The 11,669-nt window shown below is 37.5% G+C and carries 10 protein-coding genes; 7 read left to right on the top strand and 3 right to left on the bottom strand.

Translation table 11 applies throughout. The annotated features are described in order from the left end of the window. Positions 1-21 precede the first annotated feature (21 nt). Positions 22-1,191, bottom strand: coding sequence for a 2-isopropylmalate synthase (locus AABK36_RS01040; protein WP_309937161.1), 1,170 nt, complete (start codon positions 1,189-1,191; stop codon positions 22-24). 183 nt (positions 1,192-1,374) lie between these two features. Between AABK36_RS01040 and AABK36_RS01035 the strand changes: the two genes are divergently transcribed. The 7 genes from AABK36_RS01035 to AABK36_RS01005 all read left to right on the top strand — a co-directional run bounded on the left by AABK36_RS01035 (position 1,375) and on the right by AABK36_RS01005 (position 10,103). Continuing rightward, positions 1,375-2,925 (top strand): hypothetical protein, encoded by a 1,551-nt coding sequence (locus AABK36_RS01035; protein WP_309937159.1) that lies wholly within the window; start codon positions 1,375-1,377, stop codon positions 2,923-2,925. An 89-nt stretch (positions 2,926-3,014) separates the two neighbouring features. Beyond that, positions 3,015-3,623 (top strand): sigma-70 family RNA polymerase sigma factor, encoded by a 609-nt coding sequence (locus AABK36_RS01030; RefSeq protein ID WP_309937158.1) that lies wholly within the window; start codon positions 3,015-3,017, stop codon positions 3,621-3,623. A gap of 124 nt (positions 3,624-3,747) precedes the next feature. Further along, positions 3,748-4,965 (top strand): NAD(P)-dependent oxidoreductase, encoded by a 1,218-nt coding sequence (locus AABK36_RS01025; RefSeq protein WP_309937157.1) that lies wholly within the window; start codon positions 3,748-3,750, stop codon positions 4,963-4,965. A gap of 521 nt (positions 4,966-5,486) precedes the next feature. Beyond that, the gene (locus AABK36_RS01020; RefSeq protein ID WP_309937156.1) at positions 5,487-6,296 is read left to right on the top strand and encodes a DUF2490 domain-containing protein; all 810 of its coding nucleotides are present in this window, start codon (positions 5,487-5,489) and stop codon (positions 6,294-6,296) included. Positions 6,297-6,322: 26 nt separating this feature from the next. After that, a complete protein-coding gene (locus AABK36_RS01015; protein ID WP_309937155.1) occupies positions 6,323-7,183 on the top strand; it encodes an MORN repeat-containing protein in 861 nt (286 codons plus the stop codon). A gap of 613 nt (positions 7,184-7,796) precedes the next feature. Beyond that, positions 7,797-8,522 (top strand): hypothetical protein, encoded by a 726-nt coding sequence (locus AABK36_RS01010; RefSeq protein WP_309937153.1) that lies wholly within the window; start codon positions 7,797-7,799, stop codon positions 8,520-8,522. Between the two features lie 15 nt (positions 8,523-8,537). Then, on the top strand, positions 8,538-10,103 hold the full coding sequence (locus AABK36_RS01005; RefSeq protein ID WP_309937152.1) for a PCMD domain-containing protein: 1,566 nt from the start codon (positions 8,538-8,540) through the stop codon (positions 10,101-10,103). 59 nt (positions 10,104-10,162) lie between these two features. Here the strand turns inward: AABK36_RS01005 and rpiB are convergent, their stop codons facing one another. Then, entirely contained in the window at positions 10,163-10,603 is a 441-nt protein-coding gene (gene rpiB / locus AABK36_RS01000) for a ribose 5-phosphate isomerase B (RefSeq protein WP_309937151.1), read from the bottom strand. 80 nt (positions 10,604-10,683) lie between these two features. After that, positions 10,684-11,529, bottom strand: a complete 846-nt coding sequence (tatC, locus tag AABK36_RS00995; protein WP_374709113.1) for a twin-arginine translocase subunit TatC — start codon at positions 11,527-11,529, stop codon at positions 10,684-10,686. Positions 11,530-11,669: the final 140 nt, after the last annotated feature.

Genomic DNA, 11,669 nt, shown 5'->3' with positions numbered 1-11,669 from the left:
AAAAATTACTCTCGATCCTTCTTACACTGATGCTGATCTGACTTTATCAAAAGCTTCAGCAAGCTCCTTAAGGTCAGCATCTTCTATTTGTTTCCTCTCATCAGCCATATTCAAAAACTGTTGATAAACATCATTCAAATCCTCTTGCCCATAGATGTAGCCAATTCTCTCCATTCTATGCTTCAGCGCATGTCTTCCGCTTCTTGCTGTCAAGATAATTTTAGATGTATCAGCTCCTACAACTGAAGGATCTATAATTTCGTAATTTTCCTTATTCTTTAAAAATCCATCCTGATGTATTCCTGATGAATGCGAAAATGCATTGGAACCTACAATAGCCTTATTTGGTTGAACAGGCATTCTCATCAACCTTTCCACCAACTTGCTCATTGGGTAAATTCTCTCAGTAGCGATATCCGTATGCACATTCATCGCCTTGTGACAATTCATAATCATCACGACTTCTTCGAGCGATGTATTACCAGCTCTCTCTCCAATTCCATTCATCGTAACCTCGATTTGTCTAGCTCCGTTTTCAACACCAGCGATAGAATTCGCTGTAGCCAAACCTAGGTCATTATGGCAATGCACTGAGATAATCGCATTGTCTATATTCTTAACATTCTCTTTCAGAAATTTAATCTTCTCTCCAAATACCCATGGCAAGTTAAATCCAGTTGTATCAGGAATATTCACCACAGTAGCTCCCGCCGCAATCACAGCTTCTACCATTCTAGCCAAGTATTCAAGATCAGCTCTTCCCGCATCTTCCGCATAAAACTCAACATCCTCCACATACTTCTTAGCATGCTTTACAGCTCTCACACCCCTTTCAAGGATTTCGTCTCTCGTCGATCTTAATTTATGCTGAATATGAATGTCCGAAGCACCGATACCCGTGTGTATTCTTGGTCTTTTGGCATATTTCAACGCTTCCGCAGCCACGTCAATATCCTTTTCCACAGCTCTTGTCAGTCCACATACGATCGGATTTGTCACCGCCTTGGAGATTTCAACCACAGAGTTAAAGTCTCCAGGACTGGAAATCGGAAACCCTGCTTCAATGATGTCCACGCCGAGCTCTTCCTGAGCTTTGGCTATCTGGATTTTCTCCTCAGTATTCAACTGACATCCCGGTACTTGTTCCCCGTCTCTTAGGGTCGTGTCGAAAATATAGACTTTATCGCTCATAGAAAATGGATTTAGATATTTACGTTTGACTATGATTATTATGATTTCCAATGCAAAGTATGATTCTTAATTTCATCCGTAAAACAAATATTAACCATTTTTACGATGTTCAATCGACTTTAAGGCTTGCCCATTCCCCTATAAATGCTAACTTTATAATAATTACACTAAAATATAAATACGATGCCCAAAGAGATTTCAAACGCCTTGATTCAGTTGATAAATTCACTGACAAAGTCGGAAAAAAGGTATTTCAAACTACACTCTTTGAATATCAAGTCCAATGAGAAGGCTAATTTCATGCTGATGTTCGATCATATAGACCGCAACAAGAGTTTGGATGAAAAATCATTTCTAAAAAAAAATCCGCACATCAAGAGTGGACAAATCTCAAATATTAAGGCGCATCTTTACAAACAAGTTCTTAAACAACTAAGAGGTCTAAATTCCGACAATGACCACGATTTGCAAATAAGAGCTCTCATTGACGAAAGCACAATACTATACAACAAATGCCTCTACAAGCAATCTATCAAATTGCTTCGAAAAGCAAAAAAAATGGCTCAGAGCGCTGACAAGACAATACTGCTACTGCATATCTTGGAACAAGAAAAAAAGCTAGCCATGAAACTGATAAGACCTGACATAGCCAAACAGGTGACTCAGCTAAGCGCCGAATCCGAGCAAATACAGCGTAAAATTGGCCAAGTATACCAATTTTCCAATCTTTACAACAAATTCTATTCACTTTATCTAAATACCGGATTTATTAGAAATGCAGCTGAATATGACAAATTCAGAAGCATGTTTGTCGACAAAACACCCGAATACAATGAAGCGGACCTCTCGGCGGATGAGAAGATGTATCTGTATAGCGCTATGGTAAGCTATTTATACTATGTGCAGGAATTTGACAAAGGTCTCGATTACGCAAATAAATGGGTAAGGCTTTTTGACGAATATGAAGAATATAAAGTCCCGAAAGTTGAAATGTATATTAAGGGAATCAACAACCAACTTTTAGGGCATTACAAAAAAAGACAATTTGAGCAATTCATGAATTGCCTCAGCGATCTGGAAAATATAAGGAATTTGAAAGGCTTGACACTGACAGAAAATATCAGTCTTCAGTTATTCAAATACACCTCAACTCATAAAATCAACTATTATTTTCTAAGAGGAGATTTTACCAATGGCGTAGAGATCATTCAAAAAATTCAGGAAGAACTTCAAATACATTCAAGGAAACTGGACAGACACAATATCATGGTTTTCTACTACAAGTTTGCCTGCATGTATATTGGAAACAGCGAATATAGCAAGGCCGCTCATTGGCTGAACAAGATCATCAATAACAATGAGGTGGACTTAAGAGCGGATATTCAAGGCTTTGCCAGAATCCTTAATTTGATCTGCCACTACGAGATGGAAAATGTCGATTTAGTGGAATACTACATCCGTTCGACATATCGATTCTTGATCAAAAAAGAAGACATTAATTTCTACCAAAGAAACATCATGAAATTTCTTAGAAAGTTGATGATTATTCAAAAAAATGAATTGGATGAAGCTTTCAAGGAGCTGCTCAGCCAAATGCTCGAGCTCAAGGAAATTCCATTTGAAAGAAGGGCCTTTATCTACTTTGACATCATCTCCTGGCTGGAAAGCAAGATTAATAAAGTGCCTGTGCAGAAGGTCATTCAAGAAAAAATTAAAAAAAAGATGGAAACCTGAAGGGGTAAATTCGTAGAGAATCACTACTTTTGTTCAAAGCATTGATTGAATAACAATCAATTTTTTTTCTCTTAAAAATTAAAATACAAGTGAATTCTACAGATGCCGTTCTTCAATACAGACCTATGATGCTAGCTCTTGCGCACGAAATGCTAGGCAATATGAAAGACGCTGAAGACGCTGTCCAAGACACTTTCTTGAAGTGGTTCAAGGTGGATAACAGCAAAGTGGAGAATGCCAAGTCTTACTTGCTAAGAGCTGTCAAGAACAATTGCATCAACAAGGTTCAGAAAGCATCTCACAAGCAAGAAGTGAAAACAGAATGCTCTTTCTTGCCTAAAATGCCTGAGTTGCACTTGGATTTGGAGCTGCCTAAGATCGATTTTGAAAAAGAATTGCCTGAAGCTTTCAATGTATTGATGAAAAAGCTAAATGCTTCCGAAAGAGGCGTTTATCTGCTACGAGAGATTTTCAACTTCGACTATCAGGACATCTCTGAAATCATGGAAAAGAAGGCTGAAAATTGTCGCAAGATTCTTGACAGAGCGAAAAAAAGATTAGTCGAAAAACAAGAACGTTTTCAAGTTGACCATGCACAAAGCATGCAAGGTTACAAAAACTTCATCAAAGCTTGCAAGTCAGGCCAAATGAGCGACTTGATCTCTTATCTGCAAAAAGATTTGGATATAAACTCTTAATCCCTGCATCATTTTACCTTCTCCAAGGTCTTGTAGCATTCATGCATGAGTCGCTTGTTTGTTAACAAAATATCCATATTTTTGGATATTAGTAATTGACCCATCCAATAAAATTGATTTATATATGAAAATTGGAATTATTAAAGAAGGTAAAATTCCTATAGACAGGAGAGTTCCTTTCACGCCTGAGCAAACATCAGAAATTCTTGAGAAATTCGACCAAGTAAGCATCAAAGTGCAATCGAGCGATATCAGATGTTTCAAAGACGAGGATTACGCCAAAGAGGGGAGAGAGATAACCAACGATGTAAGCGATTGCGACGTATTGTTTGGTGTGAAAGAAGTTCCTATTGAAAATCTTATCGAGAATAAAACCTACTTCTTCTTCTCGCATACCATCAAAGCTCAGCCTTACAACAGAAACCTGCTAAGAGCTGTACTAGACAAGAATATCACTTTAATAGATTATGAAACGCTTACCAACCCGACTGGCGCTAGAGTAGTCGCATTCGGTAGATACGCTGGTATCGTGGGAGCATACAATGGTCTTAAAACATACGGAGAGAAATTCGACCTTTACAAGTTAAGAGCTTCACACGAATGCTTTGACTTGGAAGATCTAAAAACGGAATTTGCAAAAGTAAAGCTTCCTGCGATCAAAATCGCAGTAACGGGAGCTGGTAGAGTTTCCAGCGGCGCTTTGGAAGTCCTTGACCAAGCAGGCATCAAAAAAGTAAGCGTGGATGAATATCTGACTCAAACATTTGACGAGCCAGTATATGCTCAGCTTAATGTTAATGATTATAACAAAAGAACAGACGGAGCAGAATTCAATTTTGATGAATTCTATACAAACCCTGAGGGTTACGAAAGTGATTTCCAGAGATTCCTTCCTCAAACAGACTTATTGATCGCAGGAGCATACTGGGCGCCAGAAGCTCCAGTGTTATTCACAAGAGAAGACATGCTTGAAGATAACTTTAATATCAAAGTTATCGCTGATATTACTTGCGATATCAAAGGATCGATTCCTAGCACTATTCGTCCGAGCACTATTGCTGACCCGGTTTATGATTTTGTAGCATCCAAAGATGACGAAGCTCCAGCGTACAGCGATCCTAAAAATGTAACTGTAATGGCTGTCGATAATTTACCTTGCGAATTGCCTCGAAATGCTTCCAATGACTTTGGTAGAGATCTTATCGATCAAGTTCTGCCATCTTTAATCGGAGAAGATACTGACGGAGTTGTACTAAGAGCGACTATAGCTAAAAAAGGAGCCCTTACTGAAAAGTATTCATACCTCCAAAGCTATGTTGATGGAGAAACAGCGGAAGCCTAAAATATTTAAAACTATTCCATAGAATAGAAAGCTGAGTGCATTTCGCATTCAGTTTTTTTATGCCTTTTTTAAAATGGTTGCTTTCCCATTCATCGATTCAATCAAAAAGGAAAAGCGCCTCACTCTTTTACTTTTCACACCCTAGACAAAACCAACTACACAAAACATCAATAATAAATGAAAAAGCACAATCAACGAATTACAAATCAATTAATTAACATTAATTAACTTCACAAAAAACAATAAATAGCTGATTAAAGCTAAAATATCGTTCTTTGGGTAATAAATGGGAGAGTATACAAAATAATTAATATGTATCCCGTTTTACCATTAGGTCATTGTGTTTATGCTTCTCAGCAATAAAATGCCTGATTTTTTACTCAATAAAACCAGACGCCATTATCATGACAAAATATTTATTTTCAAATAAATCAAACTGGCTTGTTTTCAAAGTCAAACTATCACACACTAAAAAATACCACTAAGAAACAGATCTACTCATTATAACCTTATTTACAAAAATGCTGAAGCAGCCCACTTTTGTACTGTTCATACTACTATGTCTTTTTTCTCTATCAACTTATGGACAGCAACAATCCGAAACCAACCTTGAAGAAACAGGCATTTGGAATGGACTTTACATAAAAGCACGTTTTTCAGAACGCTTTGGATACTATGCCGAGCATCATTACAGAGTTAGAAATAGTCTGGATGATGTCACCAGTTATGTTGGAAGGCCTCGACAAATTTACAATAGATTTGGCTTGAACATTTTTTTCAGTGAAAATTTCGAAGCAGTGATTGGTCCAGCCTTAGTCGTAAATTATAGTCCAGACCCAGGGAATGACGAATATGAAGACTTTACTCTGGAGCATAGAATTTGGCACCAATGGCTATTCAAAATGCCACTGACAAATAATATCAAGCTTTATCATCAATTCCGATTCGAGCATAGATGGAAAAAAGACAATGATGTAGGCGCGGAATACGATTACACCAACAGGTACAGATACAAGCTATTCACCTACCTGCCGATCAATAAAAAAGAAATTACAACGAAATCATTATACTTTTCTCCAAGTGTAGAGATCTTTATGCATTCGGGTAAATCTATCGTCAACAATCCATTTGAAGACTTTAGAACATACAATGGATTCGGATATGTTCTTAATAATAACATCACCCTATTTGCCGGGCATATGTGGACCCTAGGCCAAAAATCAAGCGGGTATGAGTATAGAACCAGCCATATATTCAGATTCAATGTTTTTGTAGCCTTAGATGTTAGGAAAGGCAAAAACTACATTCCAAAAGTCAACCTTGGATATTAATAATGTGTCAGATAAAATCATTGGTTATGAAAAAGTATCTCTATATAATCATCCTTGGACTAGCAGGCATTGCAAGTTATTTTACTTATCAACACATCAAGCATCTAAAAAAGAAAATAAACATGCTTGAGAAAACTCAAACTGAGAATAAACTACTTGAACTTAAGTTAGAAGCCGACTCACTATTGATAGTGGAAGAATATGAGCAAGCCATTCATTTATTCCATCAAGTGGACAGTATCTATAATTCTTCAGCTTATACCAAACTCGCATTGGACTTCATAGGACAACAGGAGGCTTCATGTGAAAAAATAAATGACTTAGAGCAAAAATATCATAACGAACGCAAGATCATCAAGTACCTGAGGAACAACCAATCCGTTCTTCATGATAGCGTAAAACATTTAATATATAATAACCAAGTACTAGAATCCAATCAGGGAGATTTGGAAGATGAGCTCTTCCATACTGAAAATGAGATCGTCGATTTACAACTTGAACTTGCCATGAAGGGCGAAGAGATAGACAAACTTCAGTTTAAAAACCAAGATGACGTAACAATCAATTACATCGGTGAAGTCTCTAGCGGCAAAGCTAATGGATTTGGGTATGCTATTTTCGCAAAAAAAGGATTTTACGAAGGCCATTGGAAAGACAACAAGAGAAATGGAGAAGGCACATACAGCTGGATAAACGGCGATCGCTATGAAGGGAATTTTGAAGATGGAATCCGCACGGGCTATGGCATATATTATTTCAATTCTGGAGAAAAATATGAAGGCTTCTGGTCCAATAACCTTAGAGATGGTTTTGGGGTAATTTTCAATCCTAAAGGAGAGAAAGTATTTGAGGGAAATTGGAAACAAGACAAACCTTCGAAAAAATAACTTCACTTTATTCAAACCAATAAAATCCCCAAGTTTATCCACTACCTGTTGATAAACTTGGGGGTTTCTATTCATTTTTTCTATTGTTTATCTGTATTTTTTCAAAATTCAAACCCCTAAATATCTTTTGTGGAAAACTTGTGGATAACCCATCTATTTACCATTCCTCACTGCCTATCCAAAAAATTCATGCAATAAAGGAGATTGAAATAAGCGATAGCCCATATAAGCAGATATATAATTTTATTAATATTATTTTTTAATGTTAAATTAAATTGTTATATTCTTAAAGACTTATTTTTTATTTAAATCATTACAATATGAAAAAATTAAATCTAGATGATCTTTCAAAAGCAAAAATTATTAATCTTAACACCCTAGTCTCAATCAAAGGAGGGGGAGAAGAAGGACCTACAAGCAAGTTAAGGCCTCATGAAAACAACCCTCAACCAGGCTGCAGATGCAGTGACTGTCATTAAAACAATTTTCTAATAAATAAGCCAATACCAGAGCTCTCACTCTGGTATTGACAAGCAATGCATGCAATCTAAAAACTCTTGATTTTTTTACATCATTTTTGCTCTCTATATTTTTCAAACTATAGAGAGACTCAATGAAATTCATACCCTTGTTTTTTCTTATTTTCTTAAGCCCTTTAATAACTACTGCCCAAGGCAAAGTGGAAAAAAGCAAATTGCCTGATCCGACATTCATTCCCCGCAAAACTTGGCTGGCTGGAGGAAACTTCAGTTACAACACAAAAAAGCAAGACAGCGTCCAGAACTTTATCACCTATGTAATCAAAGGAAATACTTACAGGTATGAAGTAAGTCCTTTTGGAGGCTATTTCGTAAAAGACAATTTCTTGGTAGGCTTAAGAGCTTCATACCGAAGAAATGGAGGAGAAAGGACTTATGAGTCAAGTTCCGGAACAGATCTCGTTGTCACGAAAGAAATATCCCACAACTTCACCTTTTTTCCAATGATTCGAAACTATCTTGCCTTAGGCAAAAGCAAACGGTTTGCGATTTTCAACGAGACCTTTATCGGCTTTGCTGTGGGACAAGGCAAAGAAACCACTACAGAGGCAGAATCTGTTGATTGCGTTTACACGGACTCTTTCAGGCTTGAAGTCGGCATGACTCCCGGCATGGTTGCTTTTATTAATAAAAATATAGCGTTCGAAGTGCAAGTAGGTGTATTGGGTTTTATTACAGAGTGGGACCGATCCACCACCAACCAAGTCGAAAAATCCAGACAAGTCACGAGCAGAGGCAACTTTAGTGTCAACTTATTTCAACTCAACCTTGGTGTATCCATATACCTTTTTCAACCATAACAAAACACTACTATTGTGAACAAACCATTCCGTAAACATCTCTTTTTTTCATTAAGCTTAATTGTATTGCTTTTTAATAGTTGCATTGAAAATGATTGCGAATGTCCAATTGTTCCAGGTATCATCACTTCATTTAGAGTGTCAGGACAAGTAGGAAATTCCGAAATAAATAATGATCAAAGAATAGTGACGGCTATCGTCAGCGACACAGTTAGTATCGACGATATCACCATCATAGAGTTTCTAACAAACCCCAGCGATGCTACCATTACTCCAGATTACAATACTGTCCATGACTTTACCGACACTGTGATTTTTACGCTATCCACTTATCAAGATTATGACTGGAAGATAGCCATCATGACTGAAATTCAAGAAGGAGAAATAATAGAATTCGAAATAGAAAACCAAGTAGGCGAATCAACAATAAATGCTGAAAATAAAACTGTATTAGCATATGTTCAAGAGGGAAGCGATCTTCAAAACATCAATATCATCACGCTAGAAGTGAGCGAAGGATCAACATACACGCCCAACAAGTCAGAAGTGCATGATTTCACCACTCCTCAAGTTTTTACCGTAACGAATCAAGAAGGCATAGACACAGAATGGACAGTAACTGTAGAAGAAGAAAGAGGGTTGATTTTAAATCTTGAAGTAGAAAATCAGGTTGGAGAAACGGTGATCTATAGTGACGAAAATGTCAATATCGTTGACTTTACTATACCGATAGATCAATCAAAGTCCGAAGTCAATGTCATATCAGTGGAACTATCACCAGGTTCAAGTATCAGCCCAGACATCACAACTGTTACTGACTTCTCCACACCTCAAGACTTTGTGGTTACGACGCCTGGGGGAACAAACTACAACTGGACTGTCAGGGCTCAACATGCTTTGCAAGTTCCTTTCAGCAATTTCAACACTTGGTTCAGCGCTGGTCGCTATATCCTACCTGGAGAGGACGACACAACACCATGGATTTCAAGTGACAAAGGAGCTACAGCTATCATTGGAGGGACCACCACCGTCGAAATGATTGAAAGGTCTCCTGGTGATTTTTACGCTCAGATGACCACAAAGCGTATTGTTGGAGTACTTGCCGCTAGCAGTTTATTTACAGGAGATCTAGATATCACCAATCCATTCGAACCTGTTCCCGAATTCGGAAAGCCTTATGGAGAAGCAAGGCCAAGAAAAGTTAAATTCGACTTCATGTACTCTCCAGCAAGCGATCCTTCTTTCACAGATCAATGCGACATATATGTCCTTCTGCAAGTCAAAGATGAAAACTCAGGCGATATTTATAGACTTGGAACGATGTGGTTCAGGAACAGCGCTACCATTAATGAATGGCAAACCATAGAAATGGACTTGATCTATGGCGAGCTTCCGGAGTCAGCTCCAGATTACAGCAAAGTCAGACCAGACTCTCCTCTCAAAGAATCCGGTTATTACAGTATGCCTTACGCCTATCCAAATCAAATATCAGTTGTAGCGGCATCAAGTTATGATGGCGACAACTTCAATGGCAATGTAGGCAGTCAACTGTCACTGGACAATTTAGAACTAATTTATTAATAAAAAAGCCCCTTTCTCCATAGAGGAAGGGGCTTTTAATCTATTTGCATATCAATGAACTAGCAGCTCAAAGGTATCTTGTTTACTCGGTTTTGATGTCTGCCACCTTCGAACTCAGTGCTCAAGAAAGTCTCAACCATTCCAATTGCTTGAGGCTTAGAAGTAAACCTAGCAGGAACACAAAGTATGTTTGCATCGTTATGCTGACGAATCAACCCTACAATCTCGCTATTCCAAGCCAAGCCAGCTCTAACATTAGGATATTTATTAGCTGTCATCGCAACACCGTTAGCGCTTCCGCAAATTAATATTCCCAACTCAAACTCTCCATCGTTTACCGCTTTCGCTACTTTATGCGCGTAATCAGGATAATCGCACGAATCAGTGGTATATGTACCAAAATCCTCTACCTCATACCCTTGAGCTTTCAACTGCTCAACGATTGCTTCTTTATACTCTGGTGATGCATGATCGCCTCCGATAGCTATTTTCTTTGCCATAATAAAATGGAGAATTTAATTTTTTAATATTCACTTTAAACTATGCGTAAAGATAAAGCCTTTTTCACGCCATCGCAAACTTATTCAACTTGATCCAATGGTTTGACGTCATATTCATCGTCATCGCTATTAACCATCAACTCTTCTTTCACCTTCTTTTTCGTCACCCAATGGCAAAGCACAATACTCACTTCATACAACAACATCAGCGGCATAGCAATCAACACTTGGCTAATAATATCCGGAGGAGTAATAATAGCCGAAATGATCAAGATAACGATAAATGCATGCTTTCTAAAGTGTTTCAAGAAAGCAGGACTTACCAAACCGGCCTTTGAAAGAAAGAATATCACCACAGGCAATTGGAACATAATAGCGCAAGACAAAACCATCATAATCATGGTTGAGACATATGCTGTCAAATCAAACTCATTCTTGATTGACGGATCCACTTGATAGTTCGAAAGAAAATTAAGCGATAGAGGAGTTACAATATAATAACCAAAAAAAACACCTAGCAAAAACAAAAAGGAAACAAAGAAAACAGCCCCTTTAGACGCTCTTCTTTCCGTTTCATAAAGTCCTGGGCTAATGAATCTCCAAATTTCCCAAAAAGCATAAGGGAAAGCCATTATCATCCCAATCACCAATGAGGACATAATATGCATGGTAAACTGTCCTGTTGGATGTCGGTTTATTACTCTAAACGGAAGATCTTCAATACAATAACCAATTTTACAAAGAAACTGGTATGTCCAAAAATCAGTCTCCCCAGGTGCAAATATCACCTTATTGAACACAAAGTCTTTGGCAAGAAATGCCACTAAGGAAAAAACCACAATGGACACCAATGCCCTGATAATATGCCACCTCAATTCTTCAAGGTGATCCACAAAAGACATTTCTTTTTCGTTATAAGCCGTCACTATATAATCAATTTTAATATTTCAATTCAAAAGTAAAAATAGCTGATGATTTCTATCATCACAAAAGAAATACGCAATGGGATCAATTAAATTATTCATTTAGCCTACAATCATTAAGTTAAGGCTTTTAAATCCCTTCT

This window comes from Aureibacter tunicatorum (assembly GCF_036492635.1).
In the GTDB taxonomy this organism is placed as follows: Bacteria; Bacteroidota; Bacteroidia; order Cytophagales; family Cyclobacteriaceae; genus Aureibacter; species Aureibacter tunicatorum.
Note: the sequence above shows the minus strand (reverse complement) of the source record. Positions and strands in the feature narration are given on the sequence as shown.